The organism is Bdellovibrio sp. HCB209, from assembly GCF_047306065.1.
Classification (GTDB): domain Bacteria; phylum Bdellovibrionota; class Bdellovibrionia; order Bdellovibrionales; family Bdellovibrionaceae; genus Bdellovibrio.
This window is the reverse complement of record NZ_CP178618.1, coordinates 2,941,553-2,966,579: the sequence shown is the minus strand read 5'-3', so window position 1 is coordinate 2,966,579 and position 25,027 is coordinate 2,941,553. Positions and strand designations below refer to the sequence as shown.

General features: G+C 46.0%; 25 protein-coding genes. 12 read left to right on the top strand and 13 right to left on the bottom strand.

The window, feature by feature from the left end:
- Positions 1-5: 5 nt before the first annotated feature.
- Together ACLVWP_RS14385 and ACLVWP_RS14380 are read right to left on the bottom strand one after the other, a co-directional pair.
- The gene (locus ACLVWP_RS14385) at positions 6-1,484 is read right to left on the bottom strand and encodes a TolC family protein (RefSeq protein WP_413558215.1); all 1,479 of its coding nucleotides are present in this window, start codon (positions 1,482-1,484) and stop codon (positions 6-8) included.
- Positions 1,478-2,275 (bottom strand): hypothetical protein, encoded by a 798-nt coding sequence (locus ACLVWP_RS14380; RefSeq protein WP_413558213.1) that lies wholly within the window; start codon positions 2,273-2,275, stop codon positions 1,478-1,480. Before ACLVWP_RS14380 ends, ACLVWP_RS14385 begins: the two co-directional genes overlap by 7 nt.
- A gap of 211 nt (positions 2,276-2,486) precedes the next feature.
- Here ACLVWP_RS14380 and ACLVWP_RS14375 point away from each other — a divergent pair, with 211 nt between their 5' ends.
- A complete protein-coding gene (locus ACLVWP_RS14375; RefSeq protein ID WP_413558212.1) occupies positions 2,487-5,633 on the top strand; it encodes an efflux RND transporter permease subunit in 3,147 nt (1,048 codons plus the stop codon).
- Positions 5,634-5,681: 48 nt separating this feature from the next.
- On the opposite strand, the gene ACLVWP_RS14370 is transcribed toward ACLVWP_RS14375, so the two are convergent.
- A complete protein-coding gene (locus ACLVWP_RS14370) occupies positions 5,682-6,188 on the bottom strand; it encodes a DUF1993 domain-containing protein (RefSeq protein WP_413558210.1) in 507 nt (168 codons plus the stop codon).
- Between the two features lie 240 nt (positions 6,189-6,428).
- Here ACLVWP_RS14370 and ACLVWP_RS14365 point away from each other — a divergent pair, with 240 nt between their 5' ends.
- Positions 6,429-7,079: a hypothetical protein gene (locus tag ACLVWP_RS14365; protein WP_413558208.1), complete on the top strand. Its 651-nt coding sequence runs from the start codon at positions 6,429-6,431 to the stop codon at positions 7,077-7,079.
- 90 nt (positions 7,080-7,169) lie between these two features.
- On the opposite strand, the gene ACLVWP_RS14360 is transcribed toward ACLVWP_RS14365, so the two are convergent.
- On the bottom strand, positions 7,170-8,150 hold the full coding sequence (locus tag ACLVWP_RS14360) for a hypothetical protein (protein ID WP_413558207.1): 981 nt from the start codon (positions 8,148-8,150) through the stop codon (positions 7,170-7,172).
- A gap of 302 nt (positions 8,151-8,452) precedes the next feature.
- On the opposite strand from ACLVWP_RS14360, the gene ACLVWP_RS14355 reads away from it, so the two are divergent.
- Entirely contained in the window at positions 8,453-8,782 is a 330-nt protein-coding gene (locus tag ACLVWP_RS14355) for a hypothetical protein (protein ID WP_413558206.1), read from the top strand.
- A 98-nt stretch (positions 8,783-8,880) separates the two neighbouring features.
- Here ACLVWP_RS14355 and ACLVWP_RS14350 read toward each other — a convergent pair whose 3' ends face one another.
- The 3 genes from ACLVWP_RS14350 to ACLVWP_RS14340 all read right to left on the bottom strand — a co-directional run bounded on the left by ACLVWP_RS14350 (position 8,881) and on the right by ACLVWP_RS14340 (position 10,811).
- Positions 8,881-9,273: a hypothetical protein gene (locus ACLVWP_RS14350; RefSeq protein ID WP_413558205.1), complete on the bottom strand. Its 393-nt coding sequence runs from the start codon at positions 9,271-9,273 to the stop codon at positions 8,881-8,883.
- Positions 9,274-9,424: 151 nt separating this feature from the next.
- The gene (ygiD, locus tag ACLVWP_RS14345) at positions 9,425-10,201 is read right to left on the bottom strand and encodes a 4,5-DOPA dioxygenase extradiol (RefSeq protein ID WP_413558204.1); all 777 of its coding nucleotides are present in this window, start codon (positions 10,199-10,201) and stop codon (positions 9,425-9,427) included.
- 16 nt (positions 10,202-10,217) lie between these two features.
- Positions 10,218-10,811 (bottom strand): YceI family protein, encoded by a 594-nt coding sequence (locus ACLVWP_RS14340; RefSeq protein ID WP_413558203.1) that lies wholly within the window; start codon positions 10,809-10,811, stop codon positions 10,218-10,220.
- A 94-nt stretch (positions 10,812-10,905) separates the two neighbouring features.
- Here ACLVWP_RS14340 and ACLVWP_RS14335 point away from each other — a divergent pair, with 94 nt between their 5' ends.
- Entirely contained in the window at positions 10,906-11,808 is a 903-nt protein-coding gene (locus ACLVWP_RS14335) for a LysR family transcriptional regulator (protein WP_413558202.1), read from the top strand.
- On the opposite strand, the gene ACLVWP_RS14330 is transcribed toward ACLVWP_RS14335, so the two are convergent.
- Together ACLVWP_RS14330 and thiL are read right to left on the bottom strand one after the other, a co-directional pair.
- On the bottom strand, positions 11,805-12,344 hold the full coding sequence (locus tag ACLVWP_RS14330; RefSeq protein ID WP_413558200.1) for a PilZ domain-containing protein: 540 nt from the start codon (positions 12,342-12,344) through the stop codon (positions 11,805-11,807). The genes ACLVWP_RS14335 and ACLVWP_RS14330 overlap by 4 nt on opposite strands.
- Before the next feature lie 86 nt (positions 12,345-12,430).
- Positions 12,431-13,405, bottom strand: a complete 975-nt coding sequence (gene thiL, locus ACLVWP_RS14325) for a thiamine-phosphate kinase (protein WP_413558198.1) — start codon at positions 13,403-13,405, stop codon at positions 12,431-12,433.
- Positions 13,406-13,485: 80 nt separating this feature from the next.
- Here thiL and ppk1 point away from each other — a divergent pair, with 80 nt between their 5' ends.
- Together ppk1 and ACLVWP_RS14315 are read left to right on the top strand one after the other, a co-directional pair.
- The gene (gene ppk1 / locus ACLVWP_RS14320) at positions 13,486-15,657 is read left to right on the top strand and encodes a polyphosphate kinase 1 (RefSeq protein ID WP_413558197.1); all 2,172 of its coding nucleotides are present in this window, start codon (positions 13,486-13,488) and stop codon (positions 15,655-15,657) included.
- 1 nt (position 15,658) lies between these two features.
- A complete protein-coding gene (locus tag ACLVWP_RS14315; RefSeq protein WP_413558195.1) occupies positions 15,659-16,162 on the top strand; it encodes a SixA phosphatase family protein in 504 nt (167 codons plus the stop codon).
- A 12-nt stretch (positions 16,163-16,174) separates the two neighbouring features.
- Here the strand turns inward: ACLVWP_RS14315 and ACLVWP_RS14310 are convergent, their stop codons facing one another.
- Both ACLVWP_RS14310 and ACLVWP_RS14305 read right to left on the bottom strand, forming a co-directional pair.
- Positions 16,175-16,612, bottom strand: coding sequence for a hypothetical protein (locus tag ACLVWP_RS14310; protein ID WP_413558194.1), 438 nt, complete (start codon positions 16,610-16,612; stop codon positions 16,175-16,177).
- 97 nt (positions 16,613-16,709) lie between these two features.
- A complete protein-coding gene (locus ACLVWP_RS14305) occupies positions 16,710-17,621 on the bottom strand; it encodes a hypothetical protein (RefSeq protein WP_413558192.1) in 912 nt (303 codons plus the stop codon).
- Between the two features lie 51 nt (positions 17,622-17,672).
- Here ACLVWP_RS14305 and ACLVWP_RS14300 point away from each other — a divergent pair, with 51 nt between their 5' ends.
- From ACLVWP_RS14300 to ACLVWP_RS14285, 4 genes are all read left to right on the top strand, one after another.
- Complete coding sequence (locus tag ACLVWP_RS14300; protein WP_413558191.1) at positions 17,673-18,731, top strand: hypothetical protein; 1,059 nt, start codon at positions 17,673-17,675, stop codon at positions 18,729-18,731.
- Positions 18,732-18,837: 106 nt separating this feature from the next.
- On the top strand, positions 18,838-19,503 hold the full coding sequence (gene phoU / locus ACLVWP_RS14295) for a phosphate signaling complex protein PhoU (RefSeq protein WP_413558190.1): 666 nt from the start codon (positions 18,838-18,840) through the stop codon (positions 19,501-19,503).
- The gene (locus tag ACLVWP_RS14290; RefSeq protein WP_413558188.1) at positions 19,496-20,200 is read left to right on the top strand and encodes a response regulator transcription factor; all 705 of its coding nucleotides are present in this window, start codon (positions 19,496-19,498) and stop codon (positions 20,198-20,200) included. The genes phoU and ACLVWP_RS14290 overlap by 8 nt, the downstream gene beginning before the upstream one ends.
- Positions 20,197-21,627, top strand: a complete 1,431-nt coding sequence (locus ACLVWP_RS14285) for a sensor histidine kinase (RefSeq protein WP_413558186.1) — start codon at positions 20,197-20,199, stop codon at positions 21,625-21,627. The genes ACLVWP_RS14290 and ACLVWP_RS14285 overlap by 4 nt, the downstream gene beginning before the upstream one ends.
- Before the next feature lie 127 nt (positions 21,628-21,754).
- Here ACLVWP_RS14285 and ACLVWP_RS14280 read toward each other — a convergent pair whose 3' ends face one another.
- Positions 21,755-22,315, bottom strand: a complete 561-nt coding sequence (locus ACLVWP_RS14280; protein WP_413558184.1) for a DUF3011 domain-containing protein — start codon at positions 22,313-22,315, stop codon at positions 21,755-21,757.
- Between the two features lie 141 nt (positions 22,316-22,456).
- Here ACLVWP_RS14280 and ACLVWP_RS14275 point away from each other — a divergent pair, with 141 nt between their 5' ends.
- Positions 22,457-23,347 (top strand): RsmB/NOP family class I SAM-dependent RNA methyltransferase, encoded by an 891-nt coding sequence (locus ACLVWP_RS14275; RefSeq protein ID WP_413558183.1) that lies wholly within the window; start codon positions 22,457-22,459, stop codon positions 23,345-23,347.
- Positions 23,348-23,379: 32 nt separating this feature from the next.
- Here ACLVWP_RS14275 and ACLVWP_RS14270 read toward each other — a convergent pair whose 3' ends face one another.
- Positions 23,380-23,649, bottom strand: coding sequence for a DNA-dependent DNA polymerase (locus ACLVWP_RS14270; RefSeq protein ID WP_413558182.1), 270 nt, complete (start codon positions 23,647-23,649; stop codon positions 23,380-23,382).
- A 78-nt stretch (positions 23,650-23,727) separates the two neighbouring features.
- Here ACLVWP_RS14270 and ACLVWP_RS14265 point away from each other — a divergent pair, with 78 nt between their 5' ends.
- Positions 23,728-24,993 carry a DUF814 domain-containing protein gene (locus tag ACLVWP_RS14265; protein ID WP_413558180.1) on the top strand — a complete coding sequence of 422 codons (1,266 nt, stop codon included), beginning with the start codon at positions 23,728-23,730 and terminating at the stop codon, positions 24,991-24,993.
- Positions 24,994-25,027: the final 34 nt, after the last annotated feature.

Sequence of the window (25,027 nt, the reverse complement as noted above, 5' to 3'; positions counted from 1 at the left end):
CCTGCCTATTTATTGTCTTCTGACTGGTTGTCGTCAGGAATAAGTTCGTCTCTTGAAGCTGCCCATTCATTCAAAGCGATGTGGTAATTGCCTACAGCCGTGATGTATTGAACCTCAGCGGTGAAAGCGTTGTTTAGGGCAATGATCAAGTTATTAATATCAGTACGGCCTTGTGAGTAAGAGCGGTTCAATTCAGTCACTGCTCTTTCACGGAAGCCTTTTTGCTTTTCTGCGCTTTGGGCAACAGAGTAAGCAGCTTGAGCTTTACGCTCAGCTTGAGTGTTCTTGTCTTCAACTTCAACCAATTGACGGCTCAAACGAGTTTGTTCCAAGTCACGGTTTAGTTTGTTGTACACGATACGCTCGTTTTGAACATCAGATCCGAAGTTGTAAGCGAATCTCAATCCTACATAATAGTCAGGACGATTGCCGCCAGTAAGTTCAGAGTAAGAATCCTCAGACTTTTCGCCAACACCCGTCGTATAGGCTTTACCGACAACGTTCAAAGTCGGGTAGCTCAAAGATTTAGACGCTGACAAGCTATCTTCAGCAGCTTGCACTTTCAATTTTTGAGAGCGGATCGCGCGCAAGTCTTCAGTCTTCTTTTGTGGAAGGCTTGGCATTGCTGGCAACATTGTGCTCATTTCAAATTTGATTTCGGATTTTGGATCCAAAGCCAAAGCTGTCAAAAGATTCTCAACCGCAGCCAAGTACTCAGTTGAAGTCAACTTCACAGTTTGCTCACGAGTTTCAAGTTCGGCTTGAGCTTGTGGCAAGTCACCTGGGTTAGAGTAACCCAAAGATGTTTTTCTGCGAACGGTATCAACCAATTGTTTGTAACGGTCACGAGCGCTCACAGCTTCTTTGAAGTTCTCTTGAGCGATGTAAGCTGTCCAGAACTGACGGATAGATTCCAAAACCACGTTTTCCAAATCATCGGCACGTAGGATTTCAGAAGCTTTATAGTTGTTTTCAGCTGCATTCACAGTTCCACGATCAGCCACACCAAAGAAGTTACCTAGGATCGCTTGTTCAAGGATGATCCCTGCGCGGTCCAAAGTTTGGTTGCTTGGCGGTTGCTGAGGCAAATTCACGTCGTAGTCAGCATTCAAAGACAAACGATTCAATTCAATCGTTGCCAATGTTCCTGTAGTGAAAGGCTTCTTCAAAGAAAAAGTCGTATTGTAGCGTTCGATTTTGTTGCGCGGGTCAAGAGTTTGCGAGTTCAATTGCTGAGCTTGCTTATCCAACTCGTAACCAGTTGCCGCATCCAAAACGAAGTCGTACTTAGACAAAGTTTCTGCAAAGGGAAGTTTCTTTTGTTGATACTCTAGATTTACTTCTTGAGTGCGGTAACCTTGTTGCAATGCCAACTCAGCTACTTTTTTCTGAGAAAGCACGACTACTTTTGGAGCAGCTACTGGAGCTTGCTGAGCAAAAGCAGTGGAGGTTGCGCAAAGAAGAAGAATGATTTGTTTTACCATGAGACTTTAGTTCCTAATTCAAAGTTGTCTTTCGCCATTGCGATCTCTTGTTGTTCATCACGAATTTCTCTTTGGGACCATTCAGTAAAGACGGACCATTTTTTTGTTAAACGGAAGTCTAAACCATAGTTCATCGCCACGTAAGAAGCTTGTTTGGAGAAGTGCGCAAAATCGTTAGATGAACTTTGTGTGTAGTTCAAAGTTCCAAATTGCGGCGTGAAAGTGAGAGCCAACCAAGAAAGTTTCGCGTAGCGAAGATTAAGTACTGGGCCTGCAGAAAGCATCGTTGTGTTCAAGCGCGCGTCATCAACAACCATTCCTGATGGAAGAGTTACTGATGTACCTTGAGTCGCCATAGAACCATCGAAACGAAGACCGCCGCTAATTAGAACGTTTTTCAAGTTCCACTCAGGGGACATTACACCCATCGTTAGACCAGGCATGAATGTTTGATCGTTTGCAGAAAGATCGAAAGTTCCAGAAGCATCAGTCGTCACTGTTCCTTTTGGTTGAAATTGCTGAGCTGTGAAACCCGCAAAGTACAGCCAAGGACGAGAAACGATTTCTGGCTTTGGATCTTTTAGGATCAACATCCCAGTTGTTTGTGCATCAGTCGCAGATTTTGTTGCGACTGCAGTACCTTTAGTCTCGGCCAAAGCAGCATCACGCAAAGAAGATGAAGATGCAGGAGCTGCGTTCGCAGTGGCTAATTTCGGTTTAGACCAGCTTGTCGCTGATAGGATCGTTAGAGAAACGAATAAGAATTTACTCGAGATACGAGTAGTAAGCATAGGAGCCTCCGTAGTGGCTAAATTGGGGTCATTGATATTCGTTCAGACCAGGCATGTCAACAGCTGATTAGCCGCCTAAGTATTGCTTAGTTCTCCTTAGGAACAAGAGTAAAATCAAAGTCTTGTCTTAACAATTGTTGAAAGTTGTACATGGCTGTTCTAGCGTTGCTTTGCTACAATTTTTTGGAGTCTTAAGTTCCAAGGAGAAGGAATGAGAATTTCGGATATTTCCATCAAGAATCCAGTATTTGCATGGATGTTGATGTTCGGTCTGATGATTTTTGGTTTGATCTCGTTTTCGCGAATGGGCTTGTCCCAATTGCCAGACGTGGATTTTCCCACGGTTTCCGTGAGTGTTGCTTTGGATGGCGCGGCTCCTGAGGTTATGGAAACCCAGGTCGTTGACGTTATAGAAAGTGCATTGATGGGAGTTGAAGGGGTCCAAAGCATCACTTCCAGCAGCAAAACTGGGTCTGCAACAATTACAGTCGAATTTAGTTTGGATCGTAATATTGATCTCGCTTTGCAAGATGTTCAGGCAAAAGTTTCAGGTGCGCAGCGATTACTTCCGGACAACGTCGATCCTCCAACGATCTCAAAAACAAATCCCGATGACCAACCGATCTTGTGGTTGGCACTTACTTACGACAAAGGTGATTTAGAATTCCTGATGAAGTACGCGCGCGACTATCTGAAAGATCGTTTCACGACGGTCGATGGTGTCGGCGATATTTTCCTCGGTGGTTATACGGATCCCGTCCTTCGCGTATTCGTGAATACGAAAAAACTTCCGCAGTACAACATCGCAGTGAATGACGTGATCGATGCGATCAAGTCTGAACACTCGGAAGTTCCGGGCGGTTACATTGAAACACAAAAGAACAACTACAACGTGCGCACAATGGGTGAGGCTAAGACGATCAAGGAATTTGAAAACATCGTCATCAGCCGTCGCGCGGGTTCTCTGATTCAAGATTCTACGAACATGGTGAAGATCGGCCAAGTAGCTGATGTCAGCATGGGTCTTGATAACATCACTCGTATTTCTCGCTTTAATGGCGAGACAGCTTTGGGGCTGGGGATTCGTAAGCAACGTGGTACGAATGCCGTGGCAGTTGCAAAAGCCGTCAAAGCGAAAGCCGCAGAGATTCAATCGCAATTGCCTGAGGGCATGAAGATCCACGTAAACTTTGACAGTACTCAGTTCATCGAAAAATCCGTGGGCGAGCTGACACATCACTTGGTGTTGGCCGTTATCTTAACCTCATTGGTTTGTTGGGCGTTCTTGGGCTCGTGGTCTGCGACCTTCAACGTCTTGCTATCGATTCCGACCTCGCTGCTTGGGGCCTTCATCGGTTTGTATTTCTTGGGCTATACTTTGAATACGTTCACATTGTTGGGTCTGACCTTGGCGATCGGTATCGTCGTGGATGATGCCATCATGGTCCTCGAAAATATCTTCAGGTATAACGAGGACGGGCATGGACAGATTGAGTCGGCGATCTTAGGTTCGCGCGAGATTTCATTCGCAGCTATGGCAGCAACTGCTGCAGTTATTGCGATCTTCCTGCCGGTGGCTTTCATGAAGGGTATCATCGGTAAGTTCTTCATGCAGTTCGGTGTGACGATCTCCATCGCGGTTTTCCTGTCGTTGGTTGAGTCTTTGACGATCACGCCGATGCGTTGTGCGGGCTTCGTTCATCACGGTGAGCGCACGACAAAAATCGGTAAAGCTTTTGAAAGCTTCATGGAGTCTTTGAAGACAGGTTATGAAAGATGGTTGCGTAAATCATTGAACTTCCGCTGGACAGTGATCGCGGGATCTTTGGTGTTTGTGGCGGCTTCGTTCGTGTCGATTAAATTCCTAGTGAAAGAAATGTCACCAGCGCAAGATCAAAGCATCTTCCTCGCGCGTTTGATTTTGCCAGTGGGAAGCTCACTTGCTTACACCGACGGCCAAGTTAAAAAAGCAGAGGAGTGGTTGCGCTCTCGCCCTGAAGTGAAGCAAGTCTTTGCCAGCATCGGTGGTTTCGGTGGTGGTATCTCTGATGCGAATACTGCGATGATGTTTATCACCTTGAAGGATTTCAAAGAGCGTCCTAAGGATGAAAAAACTGGTAAGCGCGTGAGTCAGCAAGACTTCATGCAAGTGACTCGTGAAGCCTTTAGTAAAATTCCTGATGTGCGTCCGGTTCTGATGGATATGTCACAACGTGGTTTTTCAAGCGGTCGTGGTTATCCGATTGAGTTTACGGTGATGGGTTCTGACTGGCAAAAACTTGCGAAGTACTCTCAACAGATCATGGATGAGATGGGCAAAACAGGGATGATGGTCGACGTGGACTCGAACTACCTTTTGGGTATGCCAGAAATCCAAGTAAAACCAAATCGTCAGTCGGCAGCCGAGCACGGTGTGAGCATTGCCTCCATCGGAACGACGGTGAGTGCTTTAATTGGTGGCGTGAAAGCCGGGGAGTATCCAGAGGGTGGTCACCGTTACGACATCAAAGTGAAATTGGATAACAAAGAAGACGCGATGGTCGAGATCAAAAAACTTTTGATCGGCAACAACCGTGCGAACTTGATTCCAATCAGCCGTGTGACGAACCAAGAAACGACGAAAGCTTTGCAAAGTATTTCTCGTACGAATCGTCAACGCGCGATCACTATCACTGCGAACTTAAAAGCGGGTGCTTCCCAGCAATTGGCAATGGAGCAGGTTGAAAAAATCTCTAAAAAGATTCTGGAGCCTGGTTACATGATCGAACAACAGGGTTCTTCTAAGACTTTCCAAGAGTCTTTCCAAAGTTTGATCTTTGCGTTGATCATGGGCTTGGTCATTGCCTACATGGTTTTGGCGTCGCAGTTCAACTCGTTCATCGATCCAGTGACGATCTTGATGGCCTTGCCATTCAGTTTCTCGGGAGCATTCTTTGCGCTGTTGATTACGAATCAGTCTTTGAATATGTACTCGATGATCGGTTTGTTGCTTTTGATGGGTATCGTGAAAAAGAACTCGATCCTGTTGATTGAATTTACCAACACGGTTCGTGACCGCGGAAACTCTGAGGCGAATGCCGCGTTGATTGAAGCGTGTCCTATCCGTCTGCGTCCGATCTTGATGACTTCCATTGCAACGATTGCCGCTGCGGTTCCATCTGCAACGGCGACGGGAGCTGGGTCAGAGACGATGCGCCCGATGGCCCTGTGCTTAATCGGTGGTGTGTTCGTGTCGACGATCCTGACTTTGTTCGTGGTGCCTTGTGTGTACTCGCTGATGGATCGTTTCAGAAAACGTGACGAGGTCCGTGAGAAAACGAAACAGGCGTTTGCCGCCGTCGGAAATGAAGCATTATAAATAAAAAAAAGCCCGGTTGAGAAACCGGGCTTTTTGTTTTTTGTGCTCTTACTTTTTCAGTGGCATCGCGCCTAGGTAATCTTTCTTGCCAACCTCTACGCCGTTGTGGCGAAGGATTGAGTAAGCTGTCGTTACGTGGAAATAAAGATTTGGCAAAGCATGGTGAGAGATAAACTCTGCTCCCGTCATCCATTGTCCATCCCAGCGAGGTGTGGTGATGTGTTTTGTTTCTGCACCTTTGAAGTCAGCTGCTGACAATGATTCCAAATATTGAATCGTGCCTTTGATTCTGTCTTGAAATTCAGCGTAGGTTTTTTCCGTGTCAGGATAAGTAGGCGCTGTTTTTTCTGTTAAACGGAACGCTGCAAGTTTAGCTGTGTCGCAAACCATTTGAATTTGGCGTCCCAAAGGGAATTGATCCGGAGCCAAGCGAGAGTTCAGCAGAACGTCCATATCGATTTTCTTAGTTTCAGCAAACTTCGCACCCTTGTCCAAAATTTGTTCTAGGTTGTGAAGCATTTTAATAAAGTAGGGAACTGTTGTTTCGTAAAGCATGGGTACCTCCGGGTGATTCCGTCATTTAAGCGAAGCTTTCTGGAGGTGACAAGGGCCTCCGCTCCGGTAACTGTGTGCGTTGATTAAATGAGGGGAGGCTCGCTGTGATCCGCGAGAACTGTCTAAACTTTGGACAATCAGGTAACGATTGCATGCCCTCCCGGGGAGTGCTCTGGGGTTTTTACATTCTGTGGTAAAAGGTACACGAGATGTTTCTCTAACTAAATGTCGGAGTGGCCTGTGAATAATATGAAGTCTGTTTTTTCAGTTGTGATCGTGGCATTGGCAGTTATCGGTTGTAATTCAAGTTCTGGTGGCGGTGGCGGAGGAGTGCCAGATAACTCTGTTTATCCTCAAGGTGAGCCAATCACTGGTTACGGCCAGGTAGGCGGACCTCAGCAGCAACCAGGTGTTCAGCTGAACCAGGGGATCGAATCCGGCACTTATGCTGCGACAATTCTTTGTGACAATGGCTCCGGTCAGGTGACGGATGGAATCACTTTCACATTTTCTAATGGGACCTATTTGCAAGACATCGTGAGCGGCGATTATCGTTGCAGACAAAACTGCGCCATGACGGCAGAGGGAACTTACTCTCTAACAGGTGATAGTGTTGTATTGAATCAAACTCGTTTGTTGAATGAATATGGTGGGATGATTCAAGGGCCTCGTACGAATACTTTGTATCGTGAACACAGCGTAATGCCGGATGCTGTGGTTGATAGCTCTGCACCAGTAGTTGTTCTAGAGGATCCTGAGGTTACAATGAAGCCGGAGATTCAAAAGAAAAAGGGCAAGGTTAAGCCAAGACAAGTGGAGATCGTTCTTAAAGACAACGGCACACAGAATGTCTGCAATGGCCCATTTAGAATGATTCTTAAAAAGAAATAGTAGAACCGATCGGTTTTGCGTTTAGCAAAAAAAGCCCCGAGTGATCGGGGCTTTTTTATTTTAACAATTCGATACGTGAGGCGCTAAAACTTATTGAGCACCCTTGGCACTTTTGGCTTTTGTCGGGGCCTTGGCTTCACCACCAATATTCCCGCCGGCAATGCCCATCATACCACCTGTGCCTGTCATGCTGCCGAATCCACCGCCATAGTAACCGCCCATCATGCCCACACCACCATCGGACATAGAAGCACACATGGCGATCGCGCCACCGATATTAAAGGCGCTGGATTGAGCTGCTAGTTTTGTTTTGGCATTGGAAGCCACCTCTACGCCCCCCAGATATCCGTAGGCTGACGCCATCATCGACTTGCCCTCCTTAGCCAGCTCAGTGTTTCTTTGTTCATAAACACTTTGAGCCATGCCGATCAGGTTTCCGCACTGAGCTGCATTCTGAGAGCCCAGCTTTGAAATCATCGGTTTCATGCGATCACAGAAAGCTTTGTCATAAGTGACTTTGCCTTCTACTTTGGAGTTTTCATCCTGCATTTGCATGGAAACGGTCTGAGCCACATCACAGGAATCGCCGTTATAAGTAAACGTAGACTCGGTGCCTTTGTACAGAGGATAGTTACCTTTGGATTGTTGGCCCCAAGCTGTTTTTTGGTAAGCATCGCGATTCTGGATTTGAGTCTTCAGATTCATGTCCTTGTTCACAGCCACTACACGGCCCTGGTCGTCACGGCGTAAAGTCACCGTTCTGCGTTCCGTATCAAACACCGGTTTGCCATCTTTGAAACCAGTCATAACTTTGGCTTTATAGACAATAGTTTCAACACCGTTTTTTACGTCACGAGAAACGATTTTTCCGGAATCCAGAACATTGGTTTTGCCATCAGTGCCAATAGCGAATGCGGCACCCTCTGCCTGTGAACCATACCCCATGTCCATCGTGGCCATATTGACCTGGTGGATACACGCAAATTGTTTCGACGCTTTTTCGTATTCTGCCATATCGGCAGCTGCTGATAATGAAAGACCCATCACGGAAATAAAAATCAAAGACTTCACTGTTCCTCCATGAACTTTAGAATGTTTTTGTATTCTTATTAAGAATAATCGCAAGACTCTCACATTTCACCTTAAATGCCGAAAGCAGACTGTGGTCGAGCCATCGGTGGGTGGACTCATTGAGATAACTTTTATGTTTTGAAATTTGTTTATGTACTCATCCCGAGGTCTGTTGGTGTTTACGCTTTTATCACCAGTATCTGGCAGCCTATTACTGCCTCTGCTATAAATCCCAGCGCTTACATCTGTTCGTTTACAGAAGGTAAACAATGTTGAGTCAAACTAAAACAAAGAGGATATTTATGAAACATTTAATTATTTCTGGATTGATGATCGCAATGTCGGCAACTGCTTTCGCTGGCGAACAATGCCAAGGACAAGCAGAGTCTGCTGTTAAAAAAGAAATCGCAACTGTTGAAAACACAAGCCTTGTTGGATGGGTAAACTCCATTCAATTGCAACCAGGCGAAGAGACTTTCTTTGATGGTGACGAAGCTTGGAACTCTGAGAAGTTTCCAGTTGTGATCCACTTACTTAAGTTGGAAACAAGCGGCATCTCTTACAATGTTCAAGTGAAGTTGAGCGTTTCTGACTGCAAAGTGCTGTCTATCGCACATAGCTCTGTCGACTAAACCAAAAGGTAACAGTTCCTTTTTTGGAATGCGACGCAGTGTCGATCGTTTTGCGTCGAACAAGAAAAAGCCCCGATCACTCGGGGCTTTTGTCGTTTTTATTGTTTAATTTCGCAGTAACTAGTTTGAACTTCCCAAAGCTGGCGCCAAACAACTTTACCACTCAGAACGTTTCCATCATCGTCGACCTTAATTGTAACCGACTTAGATTCGCGGATGCTTTTGAATTTCCAGCTGATTTCATTGGGTGAGACTTTAACTTTTGCTAGCTCGCCGTAGGATCCAAAGCCAGAAACATTCACTCGAATCGTGGCAGGAATCCAGTCCATATCTTGAGAATCAATATAGCACTCATTCGGACCGTGAACTGTATAAACAGGGCGAGGATAGCCGTCCTGCAAGCGAGCGATATATTTTTCTACACCCGTTGCTGCAGATGCAAAGGATGATGAAAGTAAAAGAACTAAAATAGTAGGTATACAGATGCGCATGAGTCTCTCCAGTTAAGAGGTTGATATTAGCTGTCGAGCGCAATATATATACCCATTGGCTAAAATAACACCGGCTAATACTGACAGAAATAAATTAATATTTTCATAGGGTTATGATGACGATATTGCATGTTCAGGAGCAATGTCAAAATCAAGCTGCACTCCACATAACTGTGCGCATAGATAAAGAACCCATTTCGAAGCCTTCGAACGGGTAGGATATTTTATCCTGCTCATCCGAGGCGCCGAAGGCGTAGAGAAGTGGCCAGTAGTGTTCGGGCGAGGGAACGGAGAGTTCCGCAGCGGATCCGAATTTTTCCATATACTGAGCCAATGTTTTTTCATCACGATGATCCAAGGCATTCTTAATACCCGCATCGAACTCAACCGCCCAATCGTATTTTGCGTTGGGTTCGCGCCATTTGATAGAGCGCAGATTGTGAACGATGTTACCGCTTCCCAAAATTAAAACACCTTGTTCGCGCAAATTGCGCAGGTGTTTGCCCAGTTCGATGTGTTTTTCAGGAGGGGCATGCACATCAAGGCTCAATTGGAATACAGGGATATTGGCTTTCGGAAACATGTGCACCAGGACAGACCAAGTGCCATGATCGAGGCCCCATTTTTCACTCAACGTAGATTCAGAAAGCAGACGTTGTGTGGCTTGCGCCAGTGTCAACGGACCGCGTGCAGGATATTGAACGTCGAACAGGGCCTTCGGAAAACCATAAAAGTCATGAATCGTCTGCGGGGTCGCATTGTAAAGAACTTTCGTTCCTTCCGTCTCCCAGTGGGCCGACACCACAAGGATGGCCTGTGGAGTTGGCAACTGCGCGCCCAGCTTAGAGAGTGCTTCCGTAAATGGAGTACTCATCAAAGCATTCATAGGGGAACCGTGAGCTGCAAAAATCACAGGCATGCGTTTCATAAAGGATGAACCTTTCTTATTTTTTGTCTGCAGCTTTAGCTGCTTGGATGCGGATGTTCAAAGTGATTTCGTCACCAACAACCGGACCTGCTTCAACAGCTTTGCTCCAGCTCAAACCATAATCTTGACGATTGATTTTACCAGTCGCTGTGAAAGCGATTTTATCGTTACCGTAAGCGTCTTTGACTTCGCCTAGGTATTTCACCGCCAAAGTGACTTCTTTAGTTTTACCTTTCAAAGTCAAATCACCCACAAGTTTCAAATCATCAGCAGTGCCGATCACTTTTTTAACTACGAAAGAAAGTTTTCCGTATTTCGCAGCATCGAAAAAGTCAGGGCTCTTTAAGTGGCCATCGCGGTCTGCGTTGTCCGTGTCGATAGAACCAACATCAACATTCAAATTGGCTTTGGACTTCTCCAGCTTTGGATCGATCGTGATTGAACCGTCAAATTTTTTGAAATGACCTTCAACAGTAGCGATAACCAAGTGAGGAACTTCAAAACCAATTTTTGAATGGGCAGGGTCTACAGAGTAAGTCCCAGCTGGAATTGATTTAGCGAACGCGGATGCACTCAACAATGTTACGAAAGCGGCAGTTAAAATTCTCATATTCTCTCCTTTTTGTTAGTTACGAGACTTTGTTAGTATCGGGGTGGATGAAGTGTTGCGGTAGTAGACTAAATTGGGATATACTGTTGCACATATGGAACAATTAGATCTCAATCAAATTAGAACATTCGTTAAACTGGTCCAGGCAGGAAGCTTCACAAAGGCTGCAGAGGTGCTGCATCAACCGAAATCCCGCGTCAGTCGCAGACTTGCCGCCTTAGAGCGAGATTTAGGCATTCAGCTGGTGTATCGCACGACGAGACAGTTTCAGCTGACTGATGCCGGGCGTGCTTATTATGAGAGATCCCGAGGTTTGGTCGAGGGTCTAGAGAGTCTTTCTGCGGAGTTGAGCGAAGAGATCGCCGATGTCTCAGGTTGGTTGCGTGTGACGGCCTCTGATGACCTGGGTGTTTTGTGTATGCCTGATATTTTGGCAGACTTTGCAAAGCAACATCCTCGAGTGCGCTTTGAACTTTTATTGAGTCAGTCCTATGTGGACTTGGTAAAAGAGTCTATCGATGTGGCAGTTCGTATTGGTATTTTAAAGGACAGCTCCTTGCGCGTGAAAAAGGTCGCAACTCTTAAGAGCATTATGGTAGCGAGCCCTGGTTTTCTAGAAAGATATCGTCAGGCCGACGACCTTGAGAATTTGCCAACATTGCCATTCTTATCCTTGAACTCACAGAACAAACTCGATTTGTGGCGCACGAGTGACAGCAAAAAGATCACGGTAAAAGTGGATCCTGTATTCTCGGCAAACAATCCCAATATGATTGCGCAAATGGCTTTGCAGGGCCGTGGCATTGGCATGGTGCCTGAGTTTATCGTGGCAGAGCATATTCGTGCGGGTCGTTTGGTTCACATGTATAAGAGCTTACGGGGACAAGAAATTCCGGTGAGTTTGGTGAGCCCCGAGCAAAAGGAAGCTCCACTGAAAACTAAGAAGTTTATAGATTTTGCGGCAAAACGTTTGAAGGAAAGATTCGAGAGCTTCTAAAAGATTTTCGAAAAGAAATTATAGAAGTCTTCGTACTGGAACTTCATCGTTCCAAAAATCACAGCGCCCCAAAGCACTGCCAAAACTCCCATCATCATCAATTGAGGGAAGTGCATCAGGCTGAGGGCGCCTGGCTGCTTATTTAGCATTTCATCAATTTGGCCGCGCTCTTGGTTTTCTTTAAAACGACGAGCTAAGCCTTGAGCTAAAACAATTCTTTGAGTCATTTCCATTTTATAAAAATGCACGCCCACTAAAGTTTGTGAGTTGGAAATGCTATCGAGTCTGGTCACGATTCCATAGCACGCCATTTGGCGCGAACCTGGAGGCGTGAATTGAATCTTAATAACTTCACCTAAAATAGGGCACAGGTCATCGGGAGCTGTGAAAGCTAAACCTGTCAGCGAAACATTTTTAATGGAAGTGCCTTCTTCCCAAGGAACTTGCTTGGGGCCGGCCACGCGCACGATACTTTCATCCTCAGTTTGAAGAATGAATCTTGGAGAACGGCCGTGATAGCGTGCGAGTGAAGTCATACTTAACTTGTCGGACAAAGAGCGAGGTCGCTTAACGAACGTCGACCAAAAAAACTGTCTCAATCTGGGATCGCCAAGAGGGAGCGTTAAAAGTGCTTCCATCCCTTAAAGGATTGGATCTCCTCTTTCGCATCTCCGTGAATCAAAAAGACTCCAGGGCTTTCAGTGAATTGGCCAACTTCTGTCCACTGGGGAAAAAGTGACCTATGCTCTGGAGAAATAGCCATGAGAAGTTCGTAATCTTCGCCACCCCAAAGAGCGTATTCATGGGCTTTATTTAGATGCGCCATTCTTTGCGTCTCATCATGGAGTGGAAATTGATCGGGATAAAAATGAATACCTAAACTTTGTGGTGCCGAGCCATTGCCGTAGGGTTTGTTAGCCAAAATCAAAGCATCGTTACAAAGCCCATCACTGCAATCCATCAGCGCGTGAATTTTGTCGGCATGCTTGCGCAGATCTGCCAACAAATCTAAGCGTGGCATCGGGCGCAGATGGCGTTCGGTGGCTTGGGGAAATTCTGCTTTGCGGTCTTCATTCAAGGCACGCAATCCGGTGTTGGAAATTCCCAGAGGTCCACTGCTCAGAAGGATATCTCCCGATTGAGTTCCATGTCGTGTGATAGGTTTTTCGCAGGAGCCATGCACACTGACATCGATAATCACACCGCGAGGAGAAGCACATAAATCTCCACCAGCAATTTCGACGCCGAAGCGGTCGGCAAGTGCTGTCATGCCTTGATAGAACTCGTCAAGCCAGGATTCCGTTATTTCTTTAGGGATCGCCAAAGACACTTGGGCAAAATGAGGTTGCGCCCCCATGGCAGCAAGATCACTTAAGTTAACTGCTAAGGCTTTGTGTCCTAGGTCAAAGGCGCTGGAATAGTCTAAGCGAAAGTGAACGTCTTCGACCATCATGTCTTGTGCGATCACTGAATAGCCAGGGAAGTTTTTAAAGACAAACGCATCGTCACCCAAGGGAACGATGGTGTTTGGATTATGACGCTGGACCTTATTGCGGATCCGTTTCAGAACTTGCCATTCTTTCGGTGTATTCTGCATGTCGTTGTTCCTCTAGGAAGACATTGCCAAAAATTAGGCTTTATTGTGAAATATACCTCCAGGGAGTCAAGGAGGATTCTTTGAACACACCGAAGGCGAAGTCGCCTACCAGAACATCTAAGAAAAAAGCAGCATCTCGCAAGGTCAAAGTTGTCGAGCATCCACTGTCATCTGAAAGCCTTTTCACCAGCCGCGAGATCGGGTGGTTGAATTTCAATCGTCGTGTTTTGACCGAGGCTGAAGACAAAGACAATCCTCTTTTGGAGCGCGTAAAATTCCTGAGCATCTCTGGATCTAATCTGGATGAATTTTTCATGAAACGTGTTGGCGGTTTGAAACGTCACGTGGCCTACGGTGTATCACCTAAGTCAGCGGACGGCAAAACACCAATGGCGCAGCTTCAAGAAATTCGCCAAGTGGTTTTGCCGATGATCCAAGATCAAGGGGCTTGTTTTACTAAACTTCTAAAGCCCGCTTTGGAAAAGGAAAGTATTTTCCTTTTGTCGTGGAAGGAACTTTCCGACAAAGAGCGTGAGCAAGTTAAGAAGTACTATAAGCAAAATGTCTTCCCAGTATTGACGCCGTTGTCGGTGGACCCTGGGCATCCATTTCCATTTATCTCGAATCTTTCAGTTTCCTTGGGTTTGACACTTAAACATCCTAATTCTGAAGAGAAACTTTTTGCCCGTGTTAAAATCCCTAAGGTTTTACCGCAGTGGATTCGCGTTGATGCAGATCCAAGTGTGAATCGTTTCGTCAGTCTTCAGGAAGTGATCAAAGAAAATTTAGAAGACCTGTTTCCTTCGATGCAAGTCTTGGAATCCATGCCATTCCGTCTGACTCGCAATGCTGATTCCGATCAGGATCAAGAGGATGCAGAAGATCTATTGGAAGCGATCGAGGAAGAATTACGTCAGCGTCGTTTCGCTGAAGTTGTACGTTTAGAGCACGGTCCGAAGCCAGATCCTTGGATGTTGAAGTTTTTGATGGACGAGCTTGAACTGACGGAAGACGACGTTTACGAACTGCCGGGTGAGCTTGATTATGGCGATCTGGCGATGATTGCAGATTTGCCTTTGGCGAAATTGAAATTCGAACCGTACATTCCGGTTGTATCACCAGCGTTTGCTGAAGAGGGCACGGGCTTATTTAGTGCCATTCGCGCGAATGATCAATTGATACATAATCCTTTTGAAAGTTTCTCGGCCTCGGTTGAAAAGTTCATCCGTGTTGCTAGCGAAGATCCCAAAGTTTTAGCGATCAAAATGACTTTGTATCGCACAGGGGATAACAGCCCTTTCATTCGTTCACTGATTCGTGCCGCCGCTCAAGGCAAGCAAGTTGTTTGCTTGGTTGAACTGAAAGCGCGCTTTGATGAGGAAAGAAATATCTATTGGGCCAATGAACTGGAAAATGCCGGCGTTCACGTCGTATACGGAGTTGTTGGTCTGAAAACCCATGCTAAGACAGCCTTGGTGGTTCGTCAGGAACAAGAAGGCCTTCGTTGTTATGTGCACATCGGTACGGGGAACTATAACGTGGCGACTTCCAGATTCTATACGGATTTGGGATTGTTAACGGCACGTGAAGAAATCACGAACGATGTTGTGGATTTCTTCCACTATCTAACGGGTATCAGTCTTAAAGGCAACTATCAGCACTTGTTGATTGCGCCTGTGAATATGTTCTCCACGTTCCGCACAATGATTGATCGTGAGGCTGCTCACGCCAAAGCCGGGAAGCCTGCGCACATCGTAGCGAAGTTTAATAACTTCGAGGAAAACGACATCGGTGCGGCCCTGTACTCGGCTTCACAAAAGGGTGTTGATATTGAAATGATCGTTCGTGGTTTTTGCTGTTTACGCCCGGGAGTTCCTGGGATGAGCGAAAAAATCAAAGTCATTTCTGTGATCGGTCGTTTCTTAGAGCACTCTCGTTTGTTTTATTTCCGAAACGGCAAGGAAGACCCTGTCGACGGGGATTTCTTCTTGGGTTCTGCGGACTGGATGTATCGCAATCTGCATGCAAGGGTTGAGGCTATTGTTCCAGTGCTAGATCGCAGTTTGAAAGAAAAGCTGTGGGAAATCTTGCAGTACTATTTGAAAGAGAACAAGCAGGCTTGGATAATGAACTCCGATGGCAGCTATACCAAAAAATCCTTTAAAGGGGATGAAGTTGGTATTCATCAAACTTTGATGCAATTGGCGAAATCTCGAGTTAAGATCTCTGAGGATTCATCGCACACGGAGTAAAATGGAAATTATCATCGTTCGTCACGCCCTTGCTGAAGAAAGGGAAGACTTCGCAAAAAAAGGTCTGGAAGATCAGTTTCGTCCCCTCACTTTGAAGGGGCGAAAGCGCATGCAGAAAATCTGTGTGCAAATGAAGGACTTTGTGAAGGACGTCGATGTGATCGTGACTAGCCCATTTACTCGCGCAGCTCAAACTGCACAGATCTTGGCTCAGCATTATCCTGGTAAAAAAATCTTAGAGATTCCTGAATTGGTTCCGCAAAGTCCGCCGCAGGCTTTATTGAAGTGGGTTCGTACCCAAGGCCGTGGTTACAAGCGCATGATGTTCGTGGGGCATGAGCCCCATCTCAGTGTGTTTGCGTGCTATATGCTTTCTGGAAAAGCAGAAAGCTTTATCGATCTTAGAAAAAGCGGCATTCTGTCTTTGGAGCTCGAAACTTTTGCTCAAGCAAATGCTGGTGGGGCCGAATTGATGTATTCGATCCCACCGAAAATTTTCGATTAACAACTGAGAGTCTTATTCTTTGGCAAGACCATCAATATCCAACACGCATTGGTATTCGCGCTCGGAATATTTCAAAGAGCATGAAATATAATTCACAGACAAATAGCGGCTACCAGCAGCACCTTCGAAGTCAGCGAAGGCAGCTATGGCCTTAGCAAGTGCCAATGAATTTGGGCGTACCATATTGTCATTTGCAGAAATGCACTCAACTTCGCTCATCAACTCATCCGGTGCAGTCACAGCGGAATAGCGGCAGATAATTGCTTGAGTCGTAACTGACAAAATAGATCCGTCCCATTGATCTGCATCCATGTTTGATACGTGAAATTTTGCTCCTGCAAGGGCTTCCATTAGTGTGCGAGCTGAATCTCCCTTTACAACAGTTGTTGCTGCTTGGGCAGCGTTGTTCAGAGTCATTAGAAGGCTGATAGAAAGAATTAAAAATTTCATAAAAATCTCCGTTTGGTTGATGAACGGAGTTCTATCGCGTTGCGTGGTATATGAAAATTAGAACTATTCGAATGGATGTTTCTAAAATTTAGATGGCTTAAATCATCGACCAGATAAGGCCGTCGCGCAGTCCTACTGCAGGGATCACGATCTTTTCAGTTTCTGCCTGGCGCATGATAGTTTCTACAAGCATGGAGGCAGGCATAATAACGTCGGCGCGATCGGGGCGCAGCTCTAATTTATCAATGCGCTCTTTCACGGACATCGCTCTTAAGCGAGCAATGATCTCGCCCAACTCTGCCAATGTTACAAAGGTATTGGGAGTTTTCTTGAGCAATCGTACTTTGAGCTCAGCGATACACTCAAGGTTCCCGCCAGTACCGATAGCGAAATCCACGGGTTCGTTTTCTGTATTGGGATAGATATGAGGGCCCAGCGCGGATAAAAACTCTCCCATGATGATGCTCAAGTGGCTTTCATTCATGCGGCGTTTTGCTAAGTTTTCCAAAACACGCACCGTGCCCATCGGAAATGACTTCGTCGCCAGTAACTTGCCGCCCTTTGAGAACGTGACCTCAACACTGCCACCACCGATATCGATCAGCATGGTTTTTTTATGGTCTAATTGAACTTCCTTACGGACTGCCAAGTGAATCAGGCGGCCCTCTTCGGTGCCGTCGATGATCTCAATGTCGATCCCCGCGATTTTACGAATGGTATCTACGAATTCTTTGCTGTTTTTGGCCTCGCGGCAGGCACTCGTCGCAACGGCTCGGCATTTTTTGACTTGAAGCTTTTTATTGGTTTCAGCAAAGCGATGGAAGGTGGCTTTCGCGATTTCCATCGTTTCAGGAGTGATGGTGCCAGTTGTGAAGACGTCGTGGCCCAAGCGAACAGGGGCGCGTAATTTCTTTTCAACCCGAATAAACGGTGCGGTGTCATTGATATCAGCGACCATCATGCGGATGGCGTTGGACCCAATATCGATGGCAGAAACTCGACGTGACACGGCTAAAGATCTCCTTTGGCAATAGTATATAAAAATGCGAGCATCTTAGACATGAAAAAATGGATTTTGTTGTCCCTTATGGGCATTTTTGTAGGTGGTCAGGCTCAAGCTTTAACTGAGATCGAAATTTCGGGGGAAGCAGACTTTAATGGCATCGTTCACTTGCTGCCAACAGCGCAACAAGGTGAGACACAATTTCGTGTGCCTTCCTTGCTTTTGAACTTTGGAGTTCCACTGAAGGACGACAATTTGCTTTATGTGTCCTTTGAGGGAGCAGAAAAGAAAACTGATACATCAGAAAGCTTCATGGTCAGTACTCGTGAAGCCTACTTGGATTTGGTCAGCATTTTTGAAGGCGCCCATGCTCTGCGTTTCGGTGTGGTTCCCTTAGCTTGGTTGGAAGCTCAATACCAAGATGTGAATTATCGTTTCTTGGGTGAAACAGCCTGGGGCATCACTGAAAAATGGAAATACGAAAGTTATTCTGACTTAGGGATCGCGTTCAGATCAGAAATGCCGATGGATATGGGTGAGTGGGCTTTGTCGGTCGTAAATGGTGAGGGGCGTACTCAGGATTCTGCGGGACCTCATAAAGAAGGCGCTTTGTTCCTCCGTTTCCAAGCTTGGGAATCTGCGATCATCTCTTTGAACTACATCCATGGCACTTATGAACAGTACGGTGATGATGTTGCTGCCAAGGAACGTATTCAGGCTAATTTCTTGTACAAACCTGAAGACTCTGTGACTAAGTTCGGAATCGAGCTTTTGGATACGCACGATCCAGCTGATGCAATCACGGACGGTAAAATGGCTGATGGCGTGGATGTGACAGCATTCGCGGGGCAAGCTATTCATGGTTTCGGGGGCAGTGCCTTCGTTATTTTCGGGACGGGTCCTAAAGCTGAAATTATGCTCCGTTACGATTATCTGAATGCAGCCGTCGGCGAAGAAGGCAAAGATATGCAAACTGGCATAGCCTCGATCGCTTACCAAGTCTCACCAGATGTTAAAACGGCTTTTGCAGTAGATCGCACGTGGTATGCGGAGACCTATGGCAAAGGCATTCGCGATGCTTCCAAAGTGGAATTTGCCGCACAAGTTCTCTTTTAGTTCGCTCATAATATGTTAAGATTGTGTTAGTTTTGAAGAGATAGCGTGTTAAGCGATGTCTTTTGGACTTAAAACCTTATATACAACCAAACAACGGGGATTACGTATGGAACGTGCCATCGACACTCAGCTTGAAGATCTTAAAAAAATGATTCTTGTTATGGGTGGCCATGTAGAAAAAGCTCTTTCTCAAGTTATTGCCGCTCTTCAGTCCCGTGATGTTTCGGCGTTTCAAGAAGTTCATGACATCGAAAAACGCATTAACGAAGATCACATTCGCGTTGATAACGTCTGCATGAACATTTTGGCAAAGCAAGGACCTGTGGCTAAGGACTTGCGCCTCATTATTTCTGTTTTGAAAATTAATAACGACCTTGAGCGCATGGGTGACCAAACGGTCAATATCTCTTACTCAGGTAAAGATTATTTGGGTCGTAAGCCGATCCAAACCCAAATGGCAGAGATTCAGAAAATGTCTGAAATCGCCGGCCGCATGGTAAAAGGTTCGTTGGATTGTTTTGTTCGTGGTGACGACAAGGAAGCAAAAAGTATTTTGCTAATGGACGATGAAATCGATGCTTTGAAAAACAAAGTTTTCAAAGACGCGATTCAACACATGAAGTCCAATCCTGATGATGTCGAAGCGAGCATGGATTTTATTTTAATCGCACGTAACCTAGAGCGCCTGGGTGATCACGCGACAAACATTGCTGAAGACGTGATCTTCGCAGTGACTGGTAAGGATGTTCGACATGGGGGCAAGTTTGGCTGAGAATTCTATTCAAGTGATGGTGGTTGAGGATGAACAGGAAATCCGCGAACTGATGGCCTTGCACTTGCTTCGTCAAGGTTACCGCGTGACAGAATGTGCCTCTGCCGAAGAAGCCCTCACTGAATTGAGCTCTAAGAACTTTAACCTTTTCGTTCTTGATTGGATGCTTCCAGGTTTGCACGGTGTGGATATCCTGGATCGTATCAAAGCTAAAAACCAAAACTCTTCTGTACTTATGGTCACTGCTAAAACCGAACCTCAAGACATCGTTATGGGTCTTGAGCGTGGTGCCGATGACTATCTGACTAAGCCGTTTAATCCTTCCGTTTTGATTGCCCGTGCAAAAGCATTGCTTCGCCGTGCGAATCCAAAACCAGAAGAAGTGATCAAGGATGACAGCGAAATCGCGATCCATGGTCTTAAAATGAATTTCAAAACTTACGAAGTGACTTACAACAATGAGCCGCTTCATTTGACTCCGTCCGAGTTCAAACTTTTGGGCACTTTGGTGCAAAACCATGGTGTGGTTCTGACTCGTGAAAAATTGATCGAAAACATCCAGGGCGAGGGCATCAGTGTTGTGGGTCGTACTATCGACACGCACGTATTCGGTCTGCGCAAAAAATTGGGTGAGTGGGGCGATCGTATCGAAACCATCCGTGGCGTTGGCTACCGCGTGAAAATGGAAAATTCATGAAAAGTTTCATTCGCTTTCCGTGGCGATTGTTTTGGAAGTTGTTCTTTTTCCAATTGGTTGTTTTTAACCTTTTGGCATTTGGTATTGCGGCGTCTTTGGATACGCAACATCGCATGGCGGACTTCGTTTATTCTGACTTCCTGCTAAACTTCTTTGCGTTCAGCATTCTAGTGGCTTTGGTTATTTCATACAGATTTGTACGTCCTGTTCACAAAGTTATCTTAAAGGCTCTGCGTATTTCTAATAAGCGCGCCTACGGGGAGTTGGTTTCCCAAGACGAAGACGATTTGTTGGATGACGACGGCGATGATCTTTCCGAACTTGAAGTGGCTTTGGATAAAATCCACAAAAAAATGAAACGTCGTAAAGCGAACTTCCTGCAATCTCAGGAAGAGTCCCAAGCCTTTATGAGTTCGGTTTCTGAGGGCTTGGTGAGTGTCAGCCTGGATGAAAAAATCTTGTACTTCAATTCCCAGTTCGCAGCTCAATTTTTGAAAGCTCCGCAATTGACGATGGAAAATCTTCGTCTGAAGGACGCGATTCGTGCTCCTGACGTTTTGGAAGGCTTTGAGCACACGATCAAAACAGGTAAGGGCAATCGCTTTACGGTGAAATTGCCAACTTTGATCGACAATCAGCCAAGATTTTTCTCGGTGTCGGTGAATCCGATTCGCAATGAAAAAACGCGTGAAGTTTACGGGATCGTCGGGATCTTCCATGATATCACCGAGCTAAAACGTGCTGAGCAAATCCGTATTGAATTCGTCGGCAATGCTTCCCATGAGCTAAGAACACCTCTGACTTCGATCAAAGGTTATGTGGATACGCTGAAGGACGATATCAAGAATGGTCAGCTGGAACAGGCTGATAAATTTATCAATATCGTTTCCAGAAACATCGATCGCTTGATGGATTTGGTGAATGACCTTTTAAGTATCACATCTTTGGAATCAAATAATTCTGAACTAAGACTTGAAGTGATTCATCCTCTGCAAATTTCTGAACACGTGGTTTCAGAAATGGCAGTATTGGCCGCTGAAAAGAGCATCGCGATCCGCGTGGTCGGAGAAGTGCCTCCGTTCAAAGCGGATTCACGCAAAGTAGAACAAGTTTTGCGCAACCTCGTTTCAAACGCGGTGAAGTTCATTCCAAATGGTAAGACCGTGCAAATCCGTTGGGAGCGGGACATTAAGGACTATATCATCCTACGCGTGATTGACGACGGCCCAGGTATCCCTGGTGAACATTTAGACCGTCTGTTTGAACGTTTCTATCGCATCGACAAGGGTCGCACGCGTGACGCTGGCGGAACGGGATTAGGTCTTGCGATCGTAAAACACATCATGCAAAGCCACGGCGGCACCGTTGCCGTGAAATCCCAAGTGGACGTGGGAACAGAGTTCATCTGTTCTTTCCCAATCAAATAAATTTCTTTAATTTAGTTTAGAAAATAAAAAAGCCCTGAGTTCATCGCTCAGGGCTTTTTGTTTGGAGTTTTCAAGAGAGCACGTATTGTGGGGAACACACGCTCTCAAGAAAATTTGGAGTTGGAAATTAGTAGCGCTCTACACCGAATACACCACGGCAACCGTGATCAACCCAGATGTAGTTGCCAGACAAACCGAAAGATCTGTTTGCATCACAACGTGCGCTTGAGTTTTGTCTAACAAGGAAAACTCTGCGGATACCATATGGATTTACGTAGCAAGTGTTGTAGCGGTTGCCGTAAGACTCGCACGTTACGTACTCAACAGATGGTTGGTGCGGAGGTGGAGGTGGGTAACCTGGGCCTGGAGGACGTGGACCACCGTGACCTGGAGGAGGTGGCGGGTAACCAGGGCCGCCATGTCCTGGAGGACGAGGGCCTGGGCGTGGACCGGGACGAGGACCCCAATGATCATCGCGACCGTGACCAGGTCCGCGACCTGGGTTGCCCCAACCTGGGCCGCCACGGCCATCACCACGGCCGCCGCCGCGACCGTAAGCCGCAACATCGTCTTGATAGTCTTCAGAATAAGCCGCAGCTTCTTCGTCAGAATTGATTTCAGATTCAAAAGCGTGAGCACCTTGTGCAAACGCTGCGATAGCAATCAGGGATAGCATAAATTTTTTCATGAACTCTTCCTTTTAAGTGGTGTCGTTATGACGTTTCGTTCGTACGAGTGACTAATTATGCGAATAGCGTGCCTAACTTTCTGGAGCCATTCAGACACTTTTTCGTGACGCAGAGTGAAAGTTGCCGTATCAAGAAAACCTATGTTAACCACACATCCGTTTTACCTGCATTTTCAAAAAGTTTATGGCGACCGTTGGCCCACCCTTTTTGCTGCTTTACAGAGTTCTGAGCAGCAGGTGGCGCGCGTCAATAACTTGGGAGTCCAAGGTGACTCTGCCGCTGCGTGGAAAAATTTTGAAACCAAAGAGCAACTGCCTGGTTGCTTTTGGATACCAGTGGGCGAGGGCAGTCATCCGGAACGCCGTGCTGATGAAATGCTTGATACATATGTGATGGACCCAGCGAGTGTCATGGTGGCCAGAGCCCTTGAAGCTCAATCCGGCGATCGCATGCTCGATATGTGTGCGGCTCCGGGTGGTAAAAGTTTGATCCTGATTGAAGCCATTGCTGAAGACGGTGAAGTTTTCTGTAATGACCTTTCCCCGGAACGTCGTGAGCGTCTTAAAAAAGTTATTCAACAATATGTACCGCGCGATGTGCGCAATCGTGTTTGGGTGACAGGTAAAGACGGCGTGCAATTTGGATTGAAAGAGCCAAACAGTTTTGATCGTGTTTTGCTAGATGCCCCTTGTTCTGGTGAACGACATATTCTTGAAAATACGAAGGCGCAGGATGAGTGGAGTCCGCGTCGTACAGAGCACTTGGCGACTCGACAGTATTCTTTATTGAGTGCTGCTTTGTTGGCGGTAAAGCCGGGTGGTCGCATCGTTTATTCAACATGTTCTATCAGTCCCGTTGAAAACGATGATGTGATCCGTAAGCTTCTGAAAAAGAAAAAAGGCGCGGTAAAACTATTGCCTGCACAATTGGGAGTTGGCGGGGAAGCCACTGAATTTGGTGTGGCTTATATGCCGGACCGTTGTGGTTTTGGTCCTCTTTATTTCTCGGTGATCGAAAAGGTAGAAGAATAAAAAAAAGGCTGCTCTTAGGCAGCCTTTTCGTTTTAGTTGTCGTTCTTTTGACGATATTTATGACGACGATAGTCTTCCAATGTCAGGAAGCCGTATGTTTTCTTGCGATAGATCTCGATAGTTTCTGCTTCAACATCTTCCAAAACTTCTTCCATGAAATCGATAGGGATATTACCTAAACCCATCAATTGCAGCGTGTAAAGTTGCACAACGCGGTTGATGAAATCAGGCGTTTTCTCACGCATGTTTTTAGTTTCTTGAAGTTGAGTTTCGACGATCTTAACTAGGGCATCATTTTTCATAAATAAATTATCGGAATGCCCCCATGGAACCTAAGTACTAGTTGGAAAATTGGCCCAAAGAATGACAGAATGATCAGGATGAAAGCCATGACACAACAAGAACTGAACAAGTTCGTCGATCATTTCGCACAAGTCTTAGACGGAGCCCAACTTCAGGAGGTGCTCGCTAACGACCGTGGTCTGGCTCTCTCGTTTCACAATCGAACACAGTTTTGGTTGATCCTAGACCTTGTTCCTAACACGCCAATGATGCTGGTTTTTGAAAATCATTGTCCCTTTAAAAAAGGCCCGAAGCCAAAGCCAGTGGGGCTTTTCCTGAATTCCAATGCTAAGAATTTATACGTCTCTGATTTTAAAGTTTTAGCAGAGTATGGGCGTGTGGCAGTGCTGACTTTGTCGAACACAACAGTCAGTTGTGAGATCGAAGTTCGCTTGATTCCGAAGCAGTGCAATCTGTTAGTGCGTGCTGGTGGTAAAACAATTGCGTGGGAAAAACCACTGGATTTAAAGGAAGCTCCACCGGTTGAAAACCCTCCTGAGCCGCGGTCTTTAGAAGAACTGCATCAAGAATGGTTGGATGCACAAAAACAGGACAAGAAACCTTCGTTAGATCCTGTTGCTCAATGGGAAAAACAACGTCAAAAGGATTTGGATAAAAAGCGCAAAGCTTTGGATGAAATTCAAAAGCAAATCGACAACGAAAAGCATTTGGAGTGGCAAGAGGTTGGAAATTTCTTAGTGGCTCACAGAAGCTTGGAAGTCCCAGCGCATTTGCAGACATTTGTGAATCCGCGTGAGTCGTTAAGTTGGAATATTGAGAATGCTTTTGCGAAATCCAAACAGTTGGTGGCTAAAAAAGATGGCGCCCGTGAGCGCTTGGAAGAGCTGCAGAAAGAAATCGCTCAATTAGAAAAAGCAAAGTTCCGTGAGAAAGCTTCCGCGAAACCGGGTTTAGTGGATCTTATGCACAAAGCCGATGCTCGTGGGCGTAAGTTTTCACTGGAATCAGGTGCTTTGGCTTACTGTGGACGTTCTGCTGCAGATAACTTGGCGCTTCTTCGTCAGGCTAAGGCTTGGGATTACTGGCTCCATCTGAAAGACTATCCCGGCGCACATGCCATTATACATCGTCAGCGCGATCAGGAGATCTCTCAGGTAGAAATTCAAGAAGTGGCTGCGTGGGTGGCGCGAGAATCTTTGTCGTCAAAATCATTGATGGTGGGGCAGAAAGTCGCCGTGGTGATGGTGGAGTGTCGCTTTGTTCGTCCTATCAAAGGTGATAAATTGGGAAGAGTGACTTACCATTCGGAAAAGACTTTTCATTTTTCTTTGCGTCAATCCTGACGAGTCTTGACTGAGAGTCTTAGCAGTCTAAAAT

Bases quoted from the DNA above. Each gene is read 5' to 3' on its own strand.
- ACLVWP_RS14380 (WP_413558213.1), bottom strand. From the start codon at position 2,275: ATGCTTACTACTCGTATCTCGAGTAAATTCTTATTCGTTTCTCTAACG.
- ACLVWP_RS14265 (WP_413558180.1), top strand. From the start codon at position 23,728: ATGAAAGCCATGACACAACAAGAACTGAACAAGTTCGTCGATCATTTC.
- ACLVWP_RS14335 (WP_413558202.1), top strand. From the start codon at position 10,906: ATGGAACAATTAGATCTCAATCAAATTAGAACATTCGTTAAACTGGTC.
- ACLVWP_RS14350 (WP_413558205.1), bottom strand. From the start codon at position 9,273: ATGCGCATCTGTATACCTACTATTTTAGTTCTTTTACTTTCATCATCC.
- thiL (WP_413558198.1), bottom strand. From the start codon at position 13,405: ATGCAGAATACACCGAAAGAATGGCAAGTTCTGAAACGGATCCGCAAT.
- ygiD (WP_413558204.1), bottom strand. From the start codon at position 10,201: ATGAAACGCATGCCTGTGATTTTTGCAGCTCACGGTTCCCCTATGAAT.
- ACLVWP_RS14340 (WP_413558203.1), bottom strand. From the start codon at position 10,811: ATGAGAATTTTAACTGCCGCTTTCGTAACATTGTTGAGTGCATCCGCG.
- ACLVWP_RS14315 (WP_413558195.1), top strand. From the start codon at position 15,659: ATGGAAATTATCATCGTTCGTCACGCCCTTGCTGAAGAAAGGGAAGAC.
- ACLVWP_RS14355 (WP_413558206.1), top strand. From the start codon at position 8,453: ATGAAACATTTAATTATTTCTGGATTGATGATCGCAATGTCGGCAACT.
- ACLVWP_RS14275 (WP_413558183.1), top strand. From the start codon at position 22,457: ATGTTAACCACACATCCGTTTTACCTGCATTTTCAAAAAGTTTATGGC.
- ACLVWP_RS14375 (WP_413558212.1), top strand. From the start codon at position 2,487: ATGAGAATTTCGGATATTTCCATCAAGAATCCAGTATTTGCATGGATG.
- phoU (WP_413558190.1), top strand. From the start codon at position 18,838: ATGGAACGTGCCATCGACACTCAGCTTGAAGATCTTAAAAAAATGATT.
- ACLVWP_RS14285 (WP_413558186.1), top strand. From the start codon at position 20,197: ATGAAAAGTTTCATTCGCTTTCCGTGGCGATTGTTTTGGAAGTTGTTC.
- ACLVWP_RS14270 (WP_413558182.1), bottom strand. From the start codon at position 23,649: ATGAAAAATGATGCCCTAGTTAAGATCGTCGAAACTCAACTTCAAGAA.
- ACLVWP_RS14330 (WP_413558200.1), bottom strand. From the start codon at position 12,344: ATGACTTCACTCGCACGCTATCACGGCCGTTCTCCAAGATTCATTCTT.
- ACLVWP_RS14280 (WP_413558184.1), bottom strand. From the start codon at position 22,315: ATGAAAAAATTTATGCTATCCCTGATTGCTATCGCAGCGTTTGCACAA.
- ACLVWP_RS14310 (WP_413558194.1), bottom strand. From the start codon at position 16,612: ATGAAATTTTTAATTCTTTCTATCAGCCTTCTAATGACTCTGAACAAC.
- ACLVWP_RS14300 (WP_413558191.1), top strand. From the start codon at position 17,673: ATGAAAAAATGGATTTTGTTGTCCCTTATGGGCATTTTTGTAGGTGGT.
- ACLVWP_RS14385 (WP_413558215.1), bottom strand. From the start codon at position 1,484: ATGGTAAAACAAATCATTCTTCTTCTTTGCGCAACCTCCACTGCTTTT.
- ACLVWP_RS14370 (WP_413558210.1), bottom strand. From the start codon at position 6,188: ATGCTTTACGAAACAACAGTTCCCTACTTTATTAAAATGCTTCACAAC.